Source organism: Streptomyces sp. NPDC054883, assembly GCF_053610645.1.
This window is the reverse complement of the sequence record NZ_JBSGYT010000028.1, coordinates 41,488-60,537: the sequence shown is the minus strand read 5'-3', so window position 1 is coordinate 60,537 and position 19,050 is coordinate 41,488. Positions and strand designations below refer to the sequence as shown.

At 71.6% G+C, this 19,050-nt stretch carries 17 protein-coding genes and 1 pseudogene; 7 read left to right on the top strand and 11 right to left on the bottom strand.

The window, feature by feature from the left end; all coding sequences use genetic code 11:
• Positions 1–46 precede the first annotated feature (46 nt).
• The gene (locus tag ACWGH1_RS21315; protein WP_453353887.1) at positions 47–475 is read left to right on the top strand and encodes a MarR family winged helix-turn-helix transcriptional regulator; all 429 of its coding nucleotides are present in this window, start codon (positions 47–49) and stop codon (positions 473–475) included.
• A 27-nt stretch (positions 476–502) separates the two neighbouring features.
• On the opposite strand, the gene ACWGH1_RS21310 is transcribed toward ACWGH1_RS21315, so the two are convergent.
• The gene (locus ACWGH1_RS21310) at positions 503–1,285 is read right to left on the bottom strand and encodes an MBL fold metallo-hydrolase (RefSeq protein WP_453353888.1); all 783 of its coding nucleotides are present in this window, start codon (positions 1,283–1,285) and stop codon (positions 503–505) included.
• A gap of 135 nt (positions 1,286–1,420) precedes the next feature.
• Positions 1,421–2,398: a GlxA family transcriptional regulator gene (locus tag ACWGH1_RS21305; protein ID WP_453353889.1), complete on the bottom strand. Its 978-nt coding sequence runs from the start codon at positions 2,396–2,398 to the stop codon at positions 1,421–1,423.
• A 249-nt stretch (positions 2,399–2,647) separates the two neighbouring features.
• Between ACWGH1_RS21305 and ACWGH1_RS21300 the strand changes: the two genes are divergently transcribed.
• A complete protein-coding gene (locus ACWGH1_RS21300; protein ID WP_453353890.1) occupies positions 2,648–3,940 on the top strand; it encodes a hypothetical protein in 1,293 nt (430 codons plus the stop codon).
• Between the two features lie 47 nt (positions 3,941–3,987).
• On the opposite strand, the gene ACWGH1_RS21295 is transcribed toward ACWGH1_RS21300, so the two are convergent.
• Positions 3,988–4,845 (bottom strand): YhjD/YihY/BrkB family envelope integrity protein, encoded by an 858-nt coding sequence (locus ACWGH1_RS21295; RefSeq protein ID WP_453353891.1) that lies wholly within the window; start codon positions 4,843–4,845, stop codon positions 3,988–3,990.
• A 272-nt stretch (positions 4,846–5,117) separates the two neighbouring features.
• Between ACWGH1_RS21295 and ACWGH1_RS21290 the strand changes: the two genes are divergently transcribed.
• The 3 genes from ACWGH1_RS21290 (at position 5,118) to ACWGH1_RS21280 (ending at position 8,430) form a co-directional block, all read left to right on the top strand.
• Positions 5,118–5,951, top strand: coding sequence for a class II glutamine amidotransferase (locus tag ACWGH1_RS21290; RefSeq protein WP_453353892.1), 834 nt, complete (start codon positions 5,118–5,120; stop codon positions 5,949–5,951).
• Positions 5,952–6,014: 63 nt separating this feature from the next.
• On the top strand, positions 6,015–7,862 hold the full coding sequence (locus ACWGH1_RS21285; protein WP_453353893.1) for a glycoside hydrolase family 15 protein: 1,848 nt from the start codon (positions 6,015–6,017) through the stop codon (positions 7,860–7,862).
• Between the two features lie 103 nt (positions 7,863–7,965).
• Positions 7,966–8,430 carry a DUF6325 family protein gene (locus ACWGH1_RS21280; RefSeq protein ID WP_453353894.1) on the top strand — a complete coding sequence of 155 codons (465 nt, stop codon included), beginning with the start codon at positions 7,966–7,968 and terminating at the stop codon, positions 8,428–8,430.
• Between the two features lie 19 nt (positions 8,431–8,449).
• On the opposite strand, the gene ACWGH1_RS21275 is transcribed toward ACWGH1_RS21280, so the two are convergent.
• Positions 8,450–8,752 (bottom strand): SHOCT domain-containing protein, encoded by a 303-nt coding sequence (locus ACWGH1_RS21275; protein WP_453353895.1) that lies wholly within the window; start codon positions 8,750–8,752, stop codon positions 8,450–8,452.
• Between the two features lie 177 nt (positions 8,753–8,929).
• Between ACWGH1_RS21275 and ACWGH1_RS21270 the strand changes: the two are divergent.
• Positions 8,930–9,151 (top strand): annotated as a pseudogene (locus tag ACWGH1_RS21270) (SAM-dependent methyltransferase); the annotation flags it as partial.
• A 52-nt stretch (positions 9,152–9,203) separates the two neighbouring features.
• Here the strand turns inward: ACWGH1_RS21270 and ACWGH1_RS21265 are convergent.
• From ACWGH1_RS21265 to ACWGH1_RS21245, 5 genes are all read right to left on the bottom strand, one after another.
• The gene (locus tag ACWGH1_RS21265; protein ID WP_453408910.1) at positions 9,204–9,851 is read right to left on the bottom strand and encodes a hypothetical protein; all 648 of its coding nucleotides are present in this window, start codon (positions 9,849–9,851) and stop codon (positions 9,204–9,206) included.
• Positions 9,848–11,119 carry a hypothetical protein gene (locus ACWGH1_RS21260; protein WP_453356966.1) on the bottom strand — a complete coding sequence of 424 codons (1,272 nt, stop codon included), beginning with the start codon at positions 11,117–11,119 and terminating at the stop codon, positions 9,848–9,850. Before ACWGH1_RS21260 ends, ACWGH1_RS21265 begins: the two co-directional genes overlap by 4 nt.
• Before the next feature lie 202 nt (positions 11,120–11,321).
• A complete protein-coding gene (locus ACWGH1_RS21255; RefSeq protein WP_453408909.1) occupies positions 11,322–12,569 on the bottom strand; it encodes an MFS transporter in 1,248 nt (415 codons plus the stop codon).
• 81 nt (positions 12,570–12,650) lie between these two features.
• Complete coding sequence (locus tag ACWGH1_RS21250; protein WP_453408908.1) at positions 12,651–13,670, bottom strand: glutathione S-transferase family protein; 1,020 nt, start codon at positions 13,668–13,670, stop codon at positions 12,651–12,653.
• A gap of 116 nt (positions 13,671–13,786) precedes the next feature.
• On the bottom strand, positions 13,787–14,926 hold the full coding sequence (locus tag ACWGH1_RS21245; RefSeq protein ID WP_453356813.1) for an amidase domain-containing protein: 1,140 nt from the start codon (positions 14,924–14,926) through the stop codon (positions 13,787–13,789).
• Positions 14,927–15,279: 353 nt separating this feature from the next.
• Here ACWGH1_RS21245 and ACWGH1_RS21240 point away from each other — a divergent pair, with 353 nt between their 5' ends.
• Positions 15,280–17,307, top strand: a complete 2,028-nt coding sequence (locus ACWGH1_RS21240; protein WP_453408907.1) for a transglycosylase domain-containing protein — start codon at positions 15,280–15,282, stop codon at positions 17,305–17,307.
• A gap of 40 nt (positions 17,308–17,347) precedes the next feature.
• Here ACWGH1_RS21240 and ACWGH1_RS21235 read toward each other — a convergent pair whose 3' ends face one another.
• Complete coding sequence (locus tag ACWGH1_RS21235) at positions 17,348–18,658, bottom strand: hypothetical protein (RefSeq protein ID WP_453355675.1); 1,311 nt, start codon at positions 18,656–18,658, stop codon at positions 17,348–17,350.
• Between the two features lie 163 nt (positions 18,659–18,821).
• Positions 18,822–18,974 (bottom strand): hypothetical protein, encoded by a 153-nt coding sequence (locus ACWGH1_RS21230; protein WP_453355676.1) that lies wholly within the window; start codon positions 18,972–18,974, stop codon positions 18,822–18,824.
• Positions 18,975–19,050: the final 76 nt, after the last annotated feature.

Below are 19,050 nucleotides of genomic sequence, written 5' to 3'. Positions count from 1 at the left end.
CAAGCTGTAAATGTTTGCGCTTGACGGATTTTGTTAGGGTGGTGGCATGACGACGTCCCCCGACTCGCAGGCCATCGCCGAGCGACAGCTGTGCGGTCTGGTGAACGGACTGGCCCAGCGGATCGCCGAGCACGTCCGGGAGCGCGCCGCCACCTTGGGCCTCACCGCGCCGCAGGCCACGGCGCTGCGGGAGATGAGCGGCCCGATGACCATGCGGGAGCTCGCCGAGCGCATGAGCTGCGAGCCCTCCAACACCACCTTCGTCGTCGACAAGCTGGAGAAGCAGGGCCTGGTCGAGCGGCACCCGCACCCCACCGACCGCCGCGCCAAGCGCCTCGTCCTCACCACGGAGGGCACCGCGCTGCGCGAACGTCTCCTCGCGGTCCTCTCCCAGGACGGCCCGCTGGCCGGCCTCACCCGGCAGGACCAGCGCGTCCTCCACGGCCTGCTGGAGCAGGCCATCACCGGTCGCTGAGCACCGGGCGCCGAGGCGGTGCAGCGCTCACCGCTCGGGCGCTGCCGAGCGCCGGGCCAGCTCGGGATCCGGGCGAGTGGTGAGGCGCCCCCGGGCCGCGCGGCGGGTGAGGCGGCGCTGTTCCCGGGCCGCCCAGCGTCGTACCCGCTCGGGGTCGAGCGCCGTGCCGTGGCCCACGTGGAGCCGGGTGGGGTTGAGGGCGAGCATCTCGCGCAGGCTGGCGAGGTTGCGGAGCGGGTCGTCGTGGAAGGGCGGGTTGGCCGGTTTCCCCGGTACGAGGCCCATGAAGGAGTTCGCCACCAGGTCTCCGGCCACCAGGTCGCCGCTGTCGGTGAGGACGGAGACGGAACCGGCGGTGTGGCCGGGGGTGGGCATGATGCGCGCCGCGACCCCGAAGTCCCCGAGACCGGTCTCGCCGCGCACCAGGACGTCCGGTTCCAGCGGCTCGGCTTGGACGTGCAGGTTCATGTTGCGGTCCATCAGGCGGCCCATGGGGCCGGTCGGCAGGTACGGCTCGCGGACCCGGCCGGTGCGGAAGGGGGCGATGTCGGCGACGTGTCCGGCGACAGGTGCGCCGGTCAGCCGGTGCAACTCCGCGGCGGAGCCGAAGTGGTCGATGTGGCCGTGGGTGATGACGATCAGCGCGATGTCCGCCGGATCCACGCCGTGCGCGGCGACGTGGTCGCAGATCCTGCGGGCGCTGCCCGGCGTTCCGGCGTCGACGATGACGGGACGCCGGCCCAGCAGCAGGTACGCGTTGACGGCATGTCTGCCCAGGACCGGGATCGGGATGACCTTCGTGTGCGACATGGGGGTTCTCCTCGTGGTGGCGGTGTTTGCGGGCATTGCCGGGGTTCGTCGGGTGTTTGCGGGCATGCCGGATTCGGCACGGACCCAAGGGCAGCCGGGCGGAATCTGTGGAGCGGGGCACGGCCCGGACACGCTCTAGCGGAAGCGCCGGCGGTACTCGGCGGGAGTGGTTCCCAGCTGACGCTGGAAGGAACGGTGCAGGGTCTGTACGGAACCCAGTCCGCCGGCGGCAGCGACGTCCGGCAGGCTCAGGTCCGTTTCCTCCAGGAGCCGGCGGGCCGCCTCGAGGCGCGCGGACTCGACGTAGGCGGCCGGGGTGCTGCCCGTACGCCTGCCGAACACCCGCGAGAAGTGACGTGGACTCAGGTTCATCCGGATCGCCAGGGCCTGCGTGGAGAGGTCCTCGCGAGGATGCTCGGCGATCCACCGGCAGAGTGCCTCCACCGGGTCGTCGGGGGATGCCCGTACGGAGAGCGGCACGCTGAACTGGCTCTGGCCGCCGGAGCGCTTCACGTACATCACCATCATGCGGGCGGTGGCGAGCGCGACGGCCTGGCCGTGGTCCTCGGCCACCATGGCCAGAGCCATGTCCATCCCCGAGGTGACTCCCGCGCAGGTCCACATCCGCCCCGACCGGATGAAGATGGGATCCGGGTCGACGCTGACCTCCGGATGGCGGGCGGCCAGTTGTGCGGCGGTGAGCCAGTGGGTCGTGGCCCGCAGGCCGTTCAGCAGCCCCGCGTCGGCCAGCAGGTGGGCTCCGGCGCAGATCGAGCCGATCCTGCGGGCCCGGGGCGCTCCGCGGCGCAGCCAGGTGCTGACCGTCTCGTCGATCACCGCTTCGACGCGCTCACCGTCCTGGGTGATCGCACCGGACACCAGCAGCGTGTCCAAGCTGCCGTCCACCTCCCCGAGCGTCAGATCTGACATCAGTCGCACACCGCTGGAGGTGGGCAACTCGCCTGCGACCGCCGCGGCGATCTGCACCCGGTAACCGGGCCGGTCCGCACCGGCGACCCGGGATGCCACGGAGAACACCTCGGCCGGACCCGTGACATCGAGCAACTCGACGCCGGGGAACGCAACGATGACGACTCTTCGCGGTGCGGGCATGACCTGATCATCAGGCCCCGCTCCCGATGTCTGCAATGACGAGGTCCTCTCAGATCCGGACAGCCCGAGCCGGACAGCGCTGCCGCCCGGCCCGGGGACACCGCCGGGTCGCCCGTCGAGATGGACGAGCCCCGGCGCTGAGCTGCTGGTCCTCCCCGAGGTGGCGTAACCGAACGCGCGGACCCGCGGCGCCGCGGGTCCAATGGGCGGAAAGTGTTCTTTTCTACTCAGACGTCCTCAGGGAGTGCCATGAGTCTGCCGTCCGAGCCGCTCGACGAGGCACCCCCTCCGCCCGGCAAGCGGGGGTCACGGGGCGGAAGCATCGCCAGGAGCGTCGTCTCGGCCGTACTGATCACGCTGACCTGCATCCTCGTGCCCCTCTCGCTGCTCACGGTCTGGGTGCACGACATCGTGCTGGACAACGACCGGTACGTGTCGACGGTCGCGCCGCTCGCCTCGAACCCCGCGATCCAGGCGGCTGCCGTCCACCGCATCACCGAGGCGGCCGATGTCCGGGTCGACGGCTCGCAGGTGACCGCGGACCTGGCGAAGTGGCTGGAGGCGCAGGGGCTGCCGCCCCGTGTCGGTACGGCGGTCAAGGCGCTCGGCCCGCAGCTGGACTCGGCCGCCGACGCGGCCGTGGGCAAGGTGGCGACCCGCTTCGTGGAAGGCGACCGGTTCGAGCGGCTCTGGACCACCGCCAACCGCGCCGCCCACTCCGCGGTGGTGCACGCGCTGACCGGTGAGGGCCGCGGCTCGGTCGAGGTCGAGGGCGGCACCGTCACCCTGGACATCGGCGCCGCCGTCGAGAACGTCAAACAGGACCTCGTGAAGGCCGGCCTCAAACCGGCCGAGAAGATCCCCGAGGTCAACAAGCAGATGGTGCTCTTCCAGTCGGACCAGCTGGCCAAGATCCGCGGCGCGGTCCACCTCCTCGACGTCCTCGGCAACTGGCTGCCCGTCCTCACGGTGGTCCTCGGGGTGATCGGCGTACTGCTCGCGCAGCGCCGCCGCCGGGCCCTGGTGACCACCATGCTGTGCGCGGCCGCCGCCTGCCTGATCCTCGCCATCGGCCTGGTCGTCGCCCGCCGCTACTACCTCGACCACCTTCCCGGGCAGGTCCAGTCCCCGGACGCCGCCGCGGCCGTCTTCGACACGCTGCTGCGCTTCCTGCGGGTCAGCATCCGCACCGCCATCGTCCTCGGGATCGTGGTGGCGCTCGGCGCCTACCTGTCCGGTACCGGCCGGATGCCGCGCGGCGTACGCGGCAAGGCCGAGCGCACCGCCGACTCCGCGGCGCGCTGGGGCGCCGGCCACGGGCTGCACACCGGTCCGGTCGGCACCTGGGTGCAGGCCCACCGGCGGCCCGTCACCGCGGGCGTCCTGATCATCCTCGCCCTCGTGTTCGCCTTCTGGAACCACCCGACCGTCCTCACGGTCCTGCTGCTGGTGCTCATCCTGCTCGCGGTGCTCGCCGTACTCGCCCTGCTCGCGGCCGAGGGCCGCAACCCCGACCGGGAGCGGCGTCCGGGCAGTCCCTAGAGCGGCGGCGCTCGTCCGGCCGGGGCCCGGAGCCGGGTGGCAGCGGATCACGCCTGCGGGGGTGCGGGCACGCCGGGCGTCCGCAGCCAGCGGGCCGGCAGCGGCTCGTGGGCCACCACGTACCCCACCGAGACGGCCAGCGTGATGACGATGAAGAACGCAATGAGCCAGGACAGCAGGACGAAGACCGAGCCGAGGCCGCCGAACTGCTGCATGCTGCGCTCCACCGCATGCGGCATGTAGATCCTCGATCCCACGGAAAGCAACTGCCCGCCGATCCCCGCCATGACCGCCCCGGGCAGCAGCGGCAGCCACGGGACCCGGCCGGCCAGCAGCAGGTGCTGGGTCCACCACCACAACAGGACGCCGCTGACCACCGCGAGGAAGAATCCCACGACCCGCCCGGCGCCGAAGGCGTTCTGCACCGGGCCCTGGAACAGCAGGGCGACCAGCCAGACGACGATCCAGGCGAGCCACCGCCACGCGGCCAGCCGCGCCTTCGCCTTCGGCAGGTGCCAGGACCGCTCGCAGGTCTTCTGCAGGGCCCGGCTGCACGCGGTCGCCGACAGCAGTGTCACCAGGATGCCCACTCCGCTGGTGCCGGCCACCGCCGCGGTGTCGGTGGCGGCGTACACGGCCCGCACCTGGTCCAACGCGGCGTCCTGCAGCCCCAGCGTCGCGCGGATGGAGGAGACCAGCTCCTGCTGGAGCCAATCGGGTGCGACGGCGGCCACCACGAAGATGGCGGGCAGCGCGCCGAGGAAGGACTGCGCGGCCAGCCGGGTCGCGCAGTCCAGCACCCGTACGGCCGCGAGCTGGTCCAGGAGCCTGCTCAGCAGCGGGGTGTGCTTGCGCATCCAGCCCGGCACGGCAAGCCGGCGCGTACCGGTATGCGGTCCGGGCACGGGGTGACTCCTCACGGTCAGACTCCGACGGTGGCGACCACGCGGTCACCCTTTCCGAGAACAATGACGGAACGGCTCGCGTCCGGCACTTCGCCACCCTGGGCGCCGGACCGGTCGCCGCCCGGTTCCCGTCCGCGTGGCGCCCCCCGCAGAAAGAGCCGAAAATGAGATGGCCCGATGAGGTGACGCGGGCTCGTCGAGCAGCGCCGCTCCAGGCGATCGGAAGGCAGATTTCCCAAGCCGCCACGCCGCGAAGACCCAGGTGATCACACATGTGCCGATGGCTCGCCTATTCGGGGACGCCCATGCTGCTCGACACCATCCTCTACAAACCCGCCCACTCGCTGATCGACCAGAGCCTGCACTCCAAGCTGGGCGTGGAGACGACGAACGGCGACGGATTCGGTGTCGGCTGGTACACGGGAGAGGACAGCACCCCCGCGCTCCTCAAGGACGTCGGCCCCGCCTGGAACAACCGCAACCTGCGGGAGATGGCGGACCACGTGCGCTCACCGCTGTTCTTCGCCCACATCCGGGCGTCGACCGGGACGGCGGTGCAGCAGTCGAACTGCCACCCCTTCCGGCACGGCCGCTGGATGTTCATGCACAACGGCGCCATCTCCGGCTTCCACGCCATGCGCCGGGACCTGACCATGCTGGTCGACCCCGCCCTGTACGCGGGCATCGAGGGCACGACGGACTCCGAGGTGATGTTCTACCTGGCCCTCACCTTCGGCCTGGAACAGGATCCGCCGACGGCCGTCGCCCGGATGGCGGGAGTCGTCGAGCGCGCCGGGCACGACCGCGGCCTGGAGTTCCCGCTCCAGATGACGCTCGCCATCAGCGACGGCGAAAGCGTCTGGGCCTTCCGCTACTCCAGCGGGCACGCTTCCCGCTCGCTGTTCTACAGCAGCCGGGTGGACGCGCTGCGCAGACTGCACCCCGACGTCGCGTTCTTGCAGGACGTCTCGGAAGAGACCCGTCTCATCGTCTCCGAACCGCTCGGTGACCTGCCGGGGGCCTGGAACGAGGTCCCGGACGGCAGCTACGGCATCGTACGGCCGGGCGCCGACGCCCTGTTCCCCTTCGCCCCGGTACCGGCCTGACGCGACCACCCGAGTCCGCGCCGGGGAAGGTCCACCGGGCTTCCCAATCCTGCTGGAGGACCGATGCGTCCGTACCCGCCGATCGCCGAGCACGGCCTGATCGGGGACCTGCAGACCTGTGCCCTCGTTTCGTCCGAAGGCGTACTGAACTGGTTCTGCGCACCCCGCTTCGACTCGCCCAGCATCTTCGCCGGCCTCCTCGACGACAGCCGTGGCGGCCACTTCGCCATCACCGCCGAGGACCCCCAGGCCGCGCCGGGCGCAGCCGGCGTCGTCAGCCGCCAGCTGTACATGGCCGACACCGCCGTCCTCATCACCCGTTTCCTCACCCCCGAAGGCGTCGGCGAGGTCATCGACTTCATGCCCGTCCCGGCACCGGACACCCCCACCGACCGGCACCAGGTGGTGCGCGTCATGCGCGTGGTGCGCGGGAGCGTGCGCTTCACCCTGGAATGCCGCCCGCGCTTCGACTACGGCAGGGCCCCGCACGACCTGACCTTCGACCGGGCCGCCGCCCGCTTCGACGGACCCGGTACCGTCGCGCACCTGCAACCCCTCGGGCCGGTGGCCCTGGAGGCCGACGGTACGGACGTGCGGGCGACCGTTTCCCTCGCCCAGGGGGAACGCGCGGCCGTCCTCCTGACGGTCTGCGACACGGACAGCGCCGCCCCGGCGCCGGTGGGCCTGGACGACGTGGTGGCGGAGTTCAACGCCGTGCGCGACTTCTGGCACGGCTGGATCGGACGCTGCACCTACCGCGGCCGCTGGCAGCAGATGGTCAACCGCTCCGCCATCACCCTCAAGCTGATGACGTACGCACCGACCGGCGCACCGATCGCCGCCGCCACCATGGGCCTGCCGGAACAGGAGGGAGGGGAACGCAACTGGGACTACCGCTACACCTGGATCCGCGACGCCTCCTTCGCGGTGCGTGCCATGCGCGCCCTCGGATTCACCGAGGAAGCGAACGCCTTCCGCCGCTGGGTCCTCCAGCGGCTGAGGGAGGGCGGCGCCCCCAACGGCGAACCCCTGCAGATCATGTACCGCGTCGACGGGGACCCGTACCTGACCGAGGAGGTCCTCGATCACTTGGAGGGGTGGCGGCGGTCCGCACCGGTGCGCGCGGGCAACGGCGCTGCGGACCAACTGCAGTTGGACATCCACGGCGAGGCGGTCTACGCCCTCGCCCAGACCGGCCAGGCCGGCGATCTCGTGGGGTACGACGACTGGCAGCGCTGCGCCGCGCTGCTGGACTGGCTGTGCGACAACTGGGACCGCCGTGACGAGGGCATCTGGGAGACCCGCGGCGGCCAGAAGAACTTCACCTACAGCCGCCTCATGTGCTGGGTCGCCTTCGACCGGGGCATCCGCCAGGCCACCGCCACCGCCCGCCCGGCCGACGTGCCCCGTTGGACCGCCGCACGGGATGCGATCCTCGAACAGGTCATGACACTCGGCTGGAGCGAAACGCGTCAGGCCTTCGTCCAGGAGTACGACAGCACCGTCCTCGACGCCTCCCTGCTGCTCATGCCCCTGGTCGGGTTCATCACGCCCAAGGACCCGCGCTGGCTGTCCACCCTCGACGCAATGGACGCGGAACTCGTCTCGGACAGCCTCGTCTACCGCTACGACCCGGCAGCGTCCCCGGACGGACTCCAAGGCTCCGAGGGCACCTTCTCCCTGTGCAGCTTCCTGTACGTGTACGCCCTCGCCAAGGCCGGCCGGCTCCATCAGGCCCGCTACGCCTTCGACAAGATGCTCACCTACGCCAACCACGTCGGGCTCTTCGCCGAGGAGGTCGGCCTGGGCGGCGAACAACTGGGCAACTTCCCCCAGGCGTTCACCCACCTCGCCCTCATCACCGCCGCACTCGCCCTCGACCACGAACTCGACGAGGCCTCGCGCGCGTGAGCGTGCGGGGCGCGTGGAGGTGCGGGGCCCCATACCGGGTGCTGCAATGGGAGCAGAGCCGGGTCCGTCCGCCGACGTGTTCTCAGCAACGCAAGGAGCGCTCATGAGTGACGACATCGAAGACATGGGACCCGTCGACTACCTGGTCGTCGAGTTCCCCGGGAACCGGATGACGGGCGAAGCGTTCCCCCTGCTGATCGACCTGGTGGACAAGGGCCTCATCCGCATCCTCGACCTCCGCTTCGTCCAGAAGCACGACGACGGAAGCGTCACCGCCCTGGAACTCACCGGACCCGACGCCGAGGACGGGGCGATGGACCTGACCGTGTTCGAAGGCGCCTCCTCCGAACTGCTCGGCCAGGACGACCTCGAAGAGGCCGGAAACGCCCTCCAGCCGGGCAACGCGGCCGCGATCCTGGTCTACGAGAACCGCTGGGCCGCCCCCTTCGCCCGAGCCCTGCGGCGCGGCGGCGCCCAGATGGTGGCGAGCGGCCGCATCCCCGTACAGGCGATCCTGGCCTCCCTCGACGCCGAGGCGAGCCGGTTCGACGCCGGGGAAGGCCAGTGAGCGGCTGACGGCCGCGCGTTCAATCGGCCAGGATCCTGCTCTTCTGTTCCGCGAACTCCGCCTCGGTCAGGATCCCCTGCTCCTTCAACGCCGCGAGCTCCTTGAGCTGATCGATCCTGCTGCTCATGTCATCCGCAAGCGGCGGAGCGGCAGGGGGAGGCGGCGGGGGAGGGGCGGCGTACTGCTGCTGTTGCTGGGGCTGGTTCTGGTTTTCCTGCTCGGCCCACCGGCCGGCCTGGCGCCGCGAAACGCGGTTGGAGACTGCCGTCGCCGTACCGGCGACCACAGCGGTGCGGGCTACTCCTCGAAGAAGACCGGGCACGTCATCCTCCTTCGCTGACGGGCCGGCCCATCAGTCCGGCGGCCGGCCCTCCACTCCTCTCCAGCATCGCACCTGCGGCGGCGCCGCGCCGCGCCGCGCCTCCGGAGCCCGCCCGGTACCCCTCTGCGAGAATCCGGCACATGGGCGAGCACGGCACCGACGGCGTGATCGAGGTGCCTGACCCCCGACGTGGCGGCCGCCCCGCCGCCCGGCGGCTTCGACCTGGTGCCCGCCCGGCTGGTGCTGGTGCACCTCGCCGACCGGGCGAAGGCGCTGCGTTCGATGGGCCAGGCGCTGCGGCGGCCGGCTGCTGCTGGAGGACGCCGACTCCATGCTGTTGCCGCTGCTGTGCCCGGACGAGGCGCGGGCTCCGAACAGCGGCTCGCCAACCGGCCACGAGGTCACCGGGAGCCGATCGGTCCGCGGCCGGGCAGGTCCCGGCGCGCGGGTTCTAACCGCGCCCCCAGGAAGCAGGCGGCGCCGGGGGGAAGGGCGGGGGAGGGGGCGGCGGGGGTGGGAGGAGGTTGATCGGGTCGCGGAGGCGCAGCGTGGCGGGAAGGTCCAGCCGTCCCTGCCGCGAGGCGACCACGATGTCCCGGACGGCGAGCTTCGCCTCGACCGCGCACTGCCCGCTGCGGACCGCGACCAGCAGCCCGTCGCGGACCACCGCCACCAGCCCGGAGATCCGGAAGACCACGGTGAGGCCCACCCCCACCGTGGCCGCCGGGGCGCCGTCCACGAGGAGGTCCACCGACGGATGGTGCGCCGAGGTGATGCTGTGGGTGGCCAGGGCCACCACCTCCTCGCTGCCGGGGTACCGGCGCGTCCGGCGGGCGGCCTCCGTCAGGGCCCGGTACCTGCACCAGCCCGAAGCCACCAGGGAGACGAGATCGAGGTCGAGGAAGCCGTTCACGACGGTGGCCAGTTCCCGGTCGACGGCCCGCTCCGCCGCCGGGGTCAGACCGCGCCCGCCGGGCAGGAGACCGGTGGCCGCGCCGTGGTCGTGCAGGGTATCGGCGAGTACGTCGGGCGCTTGCGCCTCGGGGCCGAGCAGCAGTGCCCGGACGGTGAGGGGCTCGACAGCCGGAGCCGTGGTCATGGGTCCTCCTCCTCGACGGTCTGGTCGCCCGGGTCCGGATGGGGTTCCAGCCGTACGGAACGGCCCGGCGGCCCCGCGTCCGACGGCTCCGTCACCTCCGTCGCCGCGGCGGCCGGCCGCAGCCGGGAGGTGAGGTGGCCCTGGATCCAGCGCGGACCGCGGTGGGCCCGGGCGAGGAACGCGGCCCCGACGGCGGCCAACAGGGCCACGCCGAGCAGGCTCGCCCCGACGGCCAGGCCGACGGGGACCGTGTCCCCGGGGCCGGGTGTGGGGTCCGGCGTGGGCGTCGGCGGGACCGGCGTCGGCGTGGGCGAGACCGGGCCGGTGGCCGTCACCGTGAACACGGCCTCGACGGCCACGTCCGGCTGCGTCGCGCACTGGCCCCGCACCGTGTACGGGGCCGCTCCGGCCTCCGGCGGTACGGCGAGCTGCGCCTCGAAGGTCCCGTCGTCGGCCGTGTCGACCGTCATCGTCTGTTCTCCGTCCCACAACAGGTCCACCGGTGAACAGTTGAATCCCGAACCCGCGATGTCGGTGACCCCGCCCCCGACCGGCAGCGAGTCCGGATCGAGCGTCAGCTCGGGCCCCGGGGGCGGCACGGGCGCGGCGGTGACCGTGAAGGCCGCCTCGGCAGCGAGCTGCTCGTATCCGACGCAGGCCGCCGTGACCGTGTGATCCGCCGCGTCCGTGCCGGGCGGAACGCTCACCCGGGCCGTGAAGGAGCCGTCCACCACGGTCAACTCCCCGGGCGGCTCGGCCGCCAGCGGGCCGCCGTCCCAGGCGAGGGCGACCGTACCGCCCGAGTCCCCCGCGCTGCCGCCGTCCGCGACGCAGTCCTCGAACCCCGAGCCGGTCACCCGTACCGACGTCCGGACGGGCCCCTGCGCCGGGTCCAGTGCCAGGGTCGCCACGGCCGGCACGTGCGTCACCGTGAACTGTGCGGTCGCCCTGGCCTTCGAGTTGACCGTGCAACGGGCGGTGACGTCATGGGTGCCCGGGGCCGCGTCGGGCGGAACCGTGACGTCGGCCGTGAACGTCTGATCGTCCGCGGCCTCGGCCGTGCCGATGACGGTACCGCCCTCCCAGGTCACCTCGATCACACCGGGCGTCGGCTCGGGAGCGAGGCCGGCGCCGGAGCCCGGCTGGGAAGTGTCCGGCGCCGGAGGCGACGGACACGTCTGGCAGCCGCCGAATCCGGAGCCCAGGACCGTCACCGCACTGCCGGCCGTACCTTCGGCCGGATCGAGGGTGATGTACCTGTCTGCCACGGCCCGCACCGGCGGCGCTGGGGCGGCGCCGGCGAACGGAGCGGCGGGCGTACCCCAGGCGACCGCCGTACTCAGGAGCACCGCGGTCAACGAGCGGCGGCCCACCAATCGGAGTAGGGGAAACATGGCCCTCCATGCGCTGTTCCCCATTCTCCTCCGGCCTCGCCGGGCCCGCCCTCCGGCGCGAGGGGGTTGCCGTGCCTCAGGTACGGCTCCGGGCCGGTTCCTGCTCGTGCCGGGGCGGCCGGTGGCGGCGCGGGAGCAGGAACGGCGTCGTCAGGATGAGCAGCCCGGCGATCGCGATCGCGACGCGCGGACCGGTCAGGCCGGCCAGCAGGCCCCACAGCGCGGTCAGCGCGGCGACGGTGACTTTGCTGGTGACCGACCACGCGGACAGGGTGCGGGCGACCCGGTCCGCCGGGGTCCGCTCCAGCCGGTAGGTGGCGAACACCGGGTTGAACACTCCCATGCAGGTGATCAACCCGAACTCGACCGCCATGACGAGCACGAGTCCGGCGGTGCCCGGCCCGATGAAGGCCAGCCCGAGCGACCAGCACGCCCGCAGCGCCCCGGTCGTGAGCATGACCTTGTGCTGCCCGAACCGGGCGACGAGCCGGGGGGCCAGGCGCGAGCCGAGCAGGCCGCCGACGCAGGGCACGGCGAAGGCGAGGCCGTACTGCCAGGGTGCGAAGCCGAGGCTGCCCAGCATGAGGACGGCGAGCAGCGGCAAGGTCGCCATGACCAGGCCGCTGACCAGGATCGTGTTGAGGAACAGGGGCCGCAGCGCCGAGTCGGCGAGGATGTACCGCCACCCCTCGAAGAGGTCGCCGGCGCGCAGCCGTTGCGCGGCTTCGGTACGCGCGGGGCGCGGTTCCGGGCCGCCGATCGCGCGGATCCCCACCGCCGAGAGCAGGTAGCTCACCGCGTTGGCCAGCACGGTCATCACCGGTCCGAACAGCCCGATCGCGGCACCGCCGAGCGGCGGTCCCAGCATGGTGGCGGTCCAGGTCGTGGACTCGAACCGCCCGTTCGCGACGAGCAGGTCCTCCGGCTTCACGAGCGTCCTCAGACACGCGCCGCCGGCCGCCGTGAACGCGATGTCAGCCGCCCCGACGACGATCGACACGAGCAGGAGCTGGGCGAAGCCGAGCAGGCCGAGCGCGTACGCCGCGGGGACGCTCAGCAATGCCGCGAAGCGGACCAGGTCCATCGCGATCATCACCGGCCGCTTGCGCCGGAACTCCACCCACGGGCCGAGCGGCACCGCCACCGCCGCGCCGACCGCCAGCCCGGCGGCCGCCAGCACCGAAACCTCCGTGGTCCCGGCGTGCAGGACGAGGATCGCGATCAAGGGGAACGCGTCGAACGCGAGCCACGTGCCGAGCGTGCTGACCGTGTACGCCGCCCAGAGCCACCCGAACTGCCGCCCCAGCGACCGCCCAGCCACCATGCCCGGTACCACCCCCGTTGTCGAACGCCGACCAGTGAGATCAAAGCGACCGAACGCCTCGGGGTCAAACCACCGGCCGGGTCAGCTCCGGTCGTCCGTCGGCGGCGCGTGGTGCGGTGGGACGGTCTCGGCGGGGGAGGGGGGTCCGGGCGGGGTGCCGTCGCCGAAGGGGCGGCCGCCCAGCGCCGCGCGGCCGTGCGGTTCGAGCCAACCCGAAGGGTCTGGGCCGACGGGCACGATGCCGCTCGGGTTGATGTCGGAGTGCACGAGGTAGTAATGCCTCTTGATGTGGTCGAAGTCGACCGTGTCGCCGAAGCCGGGTGTCTGGAACAGGTCGCGGGCGTAGGCCCACAGCACCGGCATTTCGGAGAGCTTGTGCCGGTTGCACTTGAAGTGGCCGTGGTAGACGGCGTCGAAGCGCACGAGCGTGGTGAACAGCCGCACGTCCGCTTCGGTGATCGTCTCGCCGACGAGGTAGCGGGACCGTTCCAGCCGCTCGGAGAGCTGGTCGAGCCGGGCGAAGAGACGCTCGTACGCCTTGGTGTACGCCTCCTGCGACCCTGCGAAACCGGCCCGGTAGACGCCGTTGTTCACGTCCCGGTAGACCACCTCGTTCACGGCGTCGATCTCCGGCCGCAGCGCCGGCGGGTACAGCGCCGGCGCTCCGGCGCGGTGGTGGGCTGTCCACTCCAGCGACATGTCGATGGTGATCCGCGGGAAGTCGTTGGTGACCACTTCTCCGCTGGGCACGTCCACGATCGCGGGCACGGTGATGCCCCGGTCGTAGCCGGGGTCGCGGGCGAAGTACGCCTCCTGGAGCCGCTCGATCCCCAGCACCGGGTCCCGGCCGCCGGGATCGAGGTCGAAGGTCCAGCTTCGCTCGTCGTGCGTCGGCCCGGCGACGGCCATGGGCAGGGCCTCCTCCAGCCCGAGCAGTCGCCGTACGATCACGGCGCGGCTCGCCCAGGGGCAGGCGCGGCTCACCACGAGACGGTAGCGGCCGGGCTCCACCGGGAAACCGTCGCGTCCGTCAGCGGTGATCCGGGTGGTCAGGTACCGGCTGTCGCGCGAGTACTCCTCGCCAGGGTGTACGTAGCTCATCTTTGCGCCCTACCCGGAACTAACGCGCCGAACACCCCGAACGGGACAAACTCCCGCATGTCGCATGCCCCTCCTGCCGTGGCGGTGCCACGGCAGGAGGGGCCGGAGGGCATCCGTCAGGTGCGGTACGCGAAGTACACCGCGTTCGGGTAGGACGCGATGATGCTCGCGAGGGACTTGCGGTATGTATTGGTGGAGTGGTAGGTGAGGTACGGCATTCCCGCGCTGCTGCGGTACGTCACCATCATGGAGTGGTCCTTGGACCCGTCCTTGTTGAAGTCCACCTGCACGATGTCGCCGACGTCCGCCTGGTAGACGTTGGCCAGGTTGGCGGCCCGCTGGTTGGACAGGGTGAACCACGCCCACTCGTTGGCGCCGACGAAGGAGTCGGACTGCCGGGCACCGTCGTACCACCAGTTCCGGTAGTCCGAGGAGGAGCCGGGCACGGCCTTCCAGCCGCCCGCCTTCAGCGCCTGGCTGATGAAGTTGGTGCAGTCGCCCCCGGCGCCGGTGAACTTCCGGTACGCAGGGTTGTAGTTGCTCCAGTACTTCTCCGCGTACTTCGCCATGGCGGCGTAGTCGTAGGCGCCGCCGGTCTTCGCCTTGGGCTTGGCCGGGGCGGGGTACTTGGTGGACGCGGGCGTGCCGTCCGGGTACTGGTTGCCGTCGTCCTTGACGACGTTCGCCGCGGCCGCGACCGGCTCGTTGACCGCGACGGGGCCGTTCTCCTGGGACTTGATCGAGGTCAGTTCCCAGGCGCCGCCCCGCTTGCTGGTGAGCGTGAGCTCGTAGCGCGTGCGGAAGTCGGTGGTGGCCGGCTCGTCCCCGCGCAGTTTCTTGTAGGTGAGCGTGGTCTGCTCGGTGACCTGGACGGTCGCCTTCCCGCCGGTGACCGTGGCCCGGTCGACGGCGACGCGGGTGTCGGCGCCCGTGTAGGCCTCGCCGAGCTCCGCGAGCCGCGTCTTGCGGGACCGCAGCGAGGCGATCGCCGCGTCCTCGTCCTTCTTCAGCTGGGCCGACAACCGCGTCTTCGCCGAGCTGCGGCCGGAGTCGTGGTGTCCCGGCTGCGCCTCGACCAGAGCCTGGGTGCGCTGGGAGAGCACGTCGTCGGCTATGCGGGCGAAGGAATCGGTGGTGGCGCGATCGGCCGCCTCGGGTCCGGTGCCTGCGCTCGCGGAGTAGGCGAGCATGCTGCCGGACGCCAGGGCCACGGTCAGGGCCGCGATGGCGGCGGGCCTGAACCTCTTAGGTATCACTGTGTTTCCCCTTGTCACCCGGTACACACGAACCGGGGGACGGCATCTTCGCACAACTGGGCGACGGTTTGGTCGCGTTCCGCTTCGCCGTCGGCCGCCAGGGGCGGTCGCCCCATTTGCCGGGTTGCCCCCCTCCGTTTCCCCCTCGGGCGCCGATCGGCCCGGACCGCGGCGGGAAGTCGGCACCGCCTCCCGGTCTCACAGCAAGTGCATCTAGGGTGTGCGGGGAAAGCACGGCACAGGGGGCATTCGGAGTGGGCAGGCAGGATTCGGCTGGAGGAGGGCGATCGCGTGGCAGGCGGGCGGCCCCCAAGCGTACGGGCGGGGTCCTGGCGCGCGTCGGCGGCCTCGCGGTGCTCCGCCGCCTCCGGGAGCAGGCGCGCCGCCTCGGCGCCCTCGCGCCGGCCGCCGCCGCGGCGCGCAGCCGACTGCGGCGCCTGCGGCCCGACTTCCCGAGGCCGGGCCGCACCGGCTGGCGCCGGTGGATACCCTCCTGGCGCCAGTGGCTGGGCGCCTGTCTGTACGCGTGCATAGCCGTGACGGGCTTCGTCGCCATCGCCTACGCCACCACCGACATACCCGACGATCTCAACTCCTTTGCCCAACAACAGGACAACGTCTTCTACTGGGCGGACGGTTCGACGATGGCCCGCACCGGCTGGGTCAGCCGACAGGAGATGCCGCTGGACAAGGTGCCCCCCAAGGTCCAGGGCGCCGTGCTCGCGGCCGAGAACGCGAGTTTCTACTCCGATCCCGGAGTCTCGCCGTCCGGCGTCCTGCGCGCCCTGCGCGCCGCCGTGACGGGGGGAGAGACCCAGGGCGGATCGACCATCACGCAGCAGTACGTGAAGAACGCCTACCTCAGCCAGGACCGCACCCTGTCCCGCAAGTTCACCGAGATCCTGCTCGCCGTGAAGCTGGACAACCAGAAGGACAAGAAGCAGATCCTCCAGGACTACCTCAACACCAGCTGGTTCGGGCGCGGCACCTACGGCATCCAGCGCGCGTCCCAGGCCTACTACGGCAAGGACGTCTCGCAGCTCAACCCCAGCGAGGGCGCCTTCCTCGCCTCCCTCCTCAAGGGCGCCGGGCTGTACGACCCCGCGCTCGGCCAGGAGAACCGCGCGCGGGCCGTCGAGCGCTGGTCCTGGATCCTGGACCGCATGGTCGACACCGGCCAGCTCTCGCGCGCCGAGCGCGCCACCTACACGAAGTTCCCCGAGCCCACGGCCGCGTCCCTACCCGGCACCCCCGGCGCGCAGACCGGCTACCTGGTCGAGCTCGCGAAGGCGTACGCGATCAAGACCGGCCACATCCCGGACGCCGAGTTCGACCTCGGCGGCTACCAGATCTACACGACCTTCGACAAGGCCCGGATGACGGCCCTGACCGCCGCCGTCCAGGAGGCCCAGAAGGACTTCGACGCCGAGCGGCGTCCGAACACGGACAAACACGCCAAGGTCGGCGCGGCGAGCGTGGCACCGGACGGCCGGCTGCTCGCCGTGTACGGCGGCCCCGACTACCTCAAGCAGGGCTTCAACGAGTCGAACGCGACGACGATCCCGGCCGGCACGGCGTTCACGCCGTTCGTCTACGCCGCCGCGCTCGAAGAGGGGGTGCAGCGCACGCGCGACGAGGCCCGTACGCCCGTCTCCCCTTCCACCCCGTACGACGGCAACGACCAGGTGACCGTGCAGACGCCCGAGGGTCCGTACTGGGACCGCAGCGGCAAGGCGGTGAAGGGCCGAAACGACGAGGGACGCAACTGGGGCCAGGTGACCTTGCGCCAGGCCGTCGCCAACTCCGTCAACACCCCGATGCTGCAGCTCGGCCTGGACGTCGGTCTCGACCGGGTGGACGCGTTCGCCGAGCGCTCGGGCCTGCTCGGAGCGAGCCTCGGGCCGCGGATCCCCACGTTCGCACTCGGCGAGAACTCGACCCCCAGCGCGATCCGCATGGCAGGCGCCTACGAGACCTTCGCCGCCGGCGGCATGCACACCGACCCCTACTCGGTGCGAGCGGTCAGCCGCAACGGCGCCGCGCTGCCGCTCGCCGCCCCGAACCCGGTCCGGGCCATGAAGGCGGAGACCGCCCATGAGGTGACGGACGCCCTGCGGTCCGCCGTCACCGAGGGGTCGGCGAAGGCGGTGGCCAAGGCGCACCCCGGGGCGGCGGGCAAGACGGGAACGACCGCCGCGAACACGGCGGGCTGGTTCGTCGGCAGCACCGAGCGCGAGTCCACGGCCGTGGTGGTCTACCGGATGTCGCTGACCGACCTGATTCCGCTGCCGCTGACGGGGCTGGGCGGCGACACCCCGGCCACGCCAGGCAGCGACCGGGCGCTGAACCTGTGGGCCGACTACATCAAGGCGGTGAAGTAGGCCGGGCGGCACGCGCCGCCCGGCGGCTGCCGGGGCCCGACTACTTGATCAACGTGGTCCAGTCCGGCGCCTGCGCCGGGTCGAGCATCCGCAGCTGGGCCAGCACCTTCGGGTCCTGGGCGTCGAGCCAGTCCGAAAGCTCCCGGAACGAGACGCAGCGCACTTCCTGGCGCGGGCAGACGTCCCTCATCACGTCCTCGACGGCCTTCATGTAGATGCCGCCGTTCCAGTCCTCGAAGTGGTTGCCGATGAACATCGGCGCCCGGCTGCCGTTGTAGACGCGGTTGAAACCGTTCAGGTACGAGGCGCGGGTCTGCGCCTGCCACGCCGCGAACTTCGCCGGGTCGCCCTGGGTGCTGTCGCCGGACTGGTTGTAGAGGAAGTTGAAGTCCATGGACAGGACCTGCAGCTCCTTGCCCTGGAGCGGCACCAGCTGGAGGGGGAAGTTCCATATGCCGTCCGGCTTGGACGGCCACAGCTGGAAGTCTCCCGACGAGCTCGCGTCGTAGCGCCAGCCGTACGGCTTGATCGCGGTCAGGAGGTTCTTCTGGCCCTCCAGGCAGGGTGCGCGGCCGCCGACCACTTCCCGGTCCGGGTCGAAGGGCAGGGGCGCCTCCTTGGTGAAACCGGTGTTGGTCTTCCAGTTCTTCACGAAGGAGTACGTCTGGTCGATCTCGCTCTTCCACTCGTCGGGGCTCCAGTCCCCGCCGCCCTTGGGCCCGCAGAAATGGCCGTTGAAGTGCGAGCCGATCTCGTCGCCGTCGGCCCAGGCACCGCGCAGCTGCGCGAGCGTGGACTTCACGTGCGGGACGGTCGGGTACGAGATGGCGGACGCGCCCGGGTTGTGCTGGGGCGGGTGGTAGAGCGACTTCTTGCTGTCCGGCAGCAGGTAGATGCCGGTCAGGAAGAAGGTCATGTGGGCCTTGCTCTCCTGGGCCACCTGGCGGAAGTGCGAGAAGAGGTGGTCGTCGCCTTCCAGGGCGCCGTCCCAGGAGAACACCACGAACTGCGGCGGCTTCTCGCCGGGCTTGAGCCGCTCGGGCTTGAGCTGTCCGGGCTGCGGGCCGGTGTAGGAGGTGGAGCCGTCTCCGAGGATCTTGACCTTGCCGTCCCAGGGCTGCTCCGGGCCCTTCGCGCCGGCGGCCCCGTTCGCCGCCGCGAGCTTGGCCTCCCGCTGAGCGGACCCGGAGGCGCCGCCCAGCGTGAAGGCGTACGCGGTGGCGGCTGCGCCACCCAGGGCGACGACGGCCGCGGCTATGCCCAGCCGCTTGCGGTTCTGCGCCTTGCGGCGCACCTTGCGGCTGCTGCGGGACTCCGCCCGGGTGCCCGCGGCGGCGTCGGTGTCGGCCATCACTGTCGTCCCCCCTGCTCACCGCAGCAGGGCCGCGTGTGGATGGTTCATACGAATATAGAACTTGTCCGCACTCCTCCCGCACCCCGAGCCCCTCCCTACGTCGCTTCACAGCCGATCCACAGCCGGAACCCACGCCGGCCGGCCCCGCCCCGGATCCGGCTCAGACCTTGTAGCAGAGGTCGAATCGGCGCGTGTCGGACGGGGAATTGTTCGTTATGCCGAAGCAGAGACGCAGGCCCTGGGGGCCCATGCAGACGGCCATGCCCTCCGGTTCGCGGGAGTCGGCCACCGGCAGGGCGGAGCCGCCGGCCACAGCGCCGGCTGTCTGCAGGGTGTAGAGGTGCCCGTTGACCGAGTCGAACGCGATGCCCTGCAGGGTGGTCGTGTGG

Excerpts from the sequence above, each read along its gene's own strand:
- ACWGH1_RS21315 (WP_453353887.1), top strand. The coding sequence starts at position 47 with ATGACGACGTCCCCCGACTCGCAGGCCATCGCCGAGCGACAGCTGTGC.
- ACWGH1_RS21310 (WP_453353888.1), bottom strand. The coding sequence starts at position 1,285 with ATGTCGCACACGAAGGTCATCCCGATCCCGGTCCTGGGCAGACATGCC.
- ACWGH1_RS21305 (WP_453353889.1), bottom strand. The coding sequence starts at position 2,398 with ATGCCCGCACCGCGAAGAGTCGTCATCGTTGCGTTCCCCGGCGTCGAG.
- ACWGH1_RS21300 (WP_453353890.1), top strand. The coding sequence starts at position 2,648 with ATGAGTCTGCCGTCCGAGCCGCTCGACGAGGCACCCCCTCCGCCCGGC.
- ACWGH1_RS21290 (WP_453353892.1), top strand. The coding sequence starts at position 5,118 with ATGTGCCGATGGCTCGCCTATTCGGGGACGCCCATGCTGCTCGACACC.
- ACWGH1_RS21285 (WP_453353893.1), top strand. The coding sequence starts at position 6,015 with ATGCGTCCGTACCCGCCGATCGCCGAGCACGGCCTGATCGGGGACCTG.
- ACWGH1_RS21280 (WP_453353894.1), top strand. The coding sequence starts at position 7,966 with ATGAGTGACGACATCGAAGACATGGGACCCGTCGACTACCTGGTCGTC.
- ACWGH1_RS21265 (WP_453408910.1), bottom strand. The coding sequence starts at position 9,851 with ATGACCACGGCTCCGGCTGTCGAGCCCCTCACCGTCCGGGCACTGCTG.
- ACWGH1_RS21255 (WP_453408909.1), bottom strand. The coding sequence starts at position 12,569 with ATGGTGGCTGGGCGGTCGCTGGGGCGGCAGTTCGGGTGGCTCTGGGCG.
- ACWGH1_RS21250 (WP_453408908.1), bottom strand. The coding sequence starts at position 13,670 with ATGAGCTACGTACACCCTGGCGAGGAGTACTCGCGCGACAGCCGGTAC.
- ACWGH1_RS21235 (WP_453355675.1), bottom strand. The coding sequence starts at position 18,658 with ATGGCCGACACCGACGCCGCCGCGGGCACCCGGGCGGAGTCCCGCAGC.